This is a genomic window from Nostoc sp. ChiVER01, from assembly GCF_034531155.1.
GTDB lineage: Bacteria > Cyanobacteriota > Cyanobacteriia > Cyanobacteriales > Nostocaceae > Nostoc.
Genome location: NZ_JAVRBS010000075.1, coordinates 1 through 1,051 on the forward strand (window position 1 = coordinate 1; position 1,051 = coordinate 1,051).

At 39.6% G+C, this 1,051-nt stretch carries 1 protein-coding gene; it reads left to right on the forward strand.

The features are described 5' to 3' along the window. Positions 1 to 389 precede the first annotated feature (389 nt). A partial coding sequence (locus tag RMY00_RS36020; RefSeq protein ID WP_322652130.1) for a PAAR domain-containing protein occupies positions 390 to 1,051 on the forward strand: 662 nt, incomplete at its 3' end.

Below are 1,051 nucleotides of genomic sequence, written 5' to 3' on the forward strand. Positions count from 1 at the left end.
CTTTCGCCCTTTGAACTATCGAATGCACATCATTTGTTATTCCTATTGTTGTCGGCTGCTTTTGCACAGCCTTATTGCTTTTGGCTAATATCTGCCCTTGCTGACGATAGAACATAAGATTATCCTCGAATGTAAATTAATTAAATTTTTTGTCAATCTTCTATAATAAAATGCTAGTTCTGCCGTGCTAAACTTTAGTTATTTCTAAATACAAGCAGCAAAATTTAATAATCTGAAAATCCTAGAGCTTTTTAAACAAAAATATCAAGTAAAAGCTGAAAGAAAGTTTTTTAACGCTTATAAATAAGCTTACAGATAAATCTACTAAAAACATATTGATTTTTTTTAATTGCCGACCTATTGAATTAACAGCAATCACAGAGGATTTTATGGGAAAACCAGCAGCTAGAATCACGGATAGAGTACAACATCCTTTGCCACCAGTTCTCACACCAGGTACTACTGGTAGCCCAAATGTCATGATTGGTGGTAAACCTGCTTGGCGAGGTCTTCCTTCTGCTCAGGCAGCAATTGTTAGTGCAGCCAAGGAAGTTGCTGATACATTAGTTAAAACTGCTGAACAAGTAACCAAGGCTGCTAACTTTCCTCCTGCTAAAGCTGCTGCATTTGCTGCGGAACAAGCTACTAAGACAGCTGTTGCAACATCAATGACTAGTTTGATTGCCACTAGTGCTTCTACTGCTGCTGCCACTACTGCTGCATCAGGTTCATTTGGTACTGTGGATCTCCATGCTTGCATGACTCCTTCTCCTATCCCTCCCCACGGAGTAGGCGTAGTAATTGATGCTAGTAGCACTGTATTAATCAATGGTTTACCAGCTTGCTTTGAGGGAAATACAATTCTCGAACCGCTTGGTTCTCCAAATAAAATTATTAGCGGCTGTTCAAGTGTTTTGATTGGAACTGGGTCAGCATCACCTATTTCTGTTGATATTAGTAGCATCGCTACTTCCATGACTAATCAAGCTGCTCAAGCGTCACAAAAAGCGGCACAAGATGTGCAAGAGAAAGCTAAACAAGCATCAGAGGG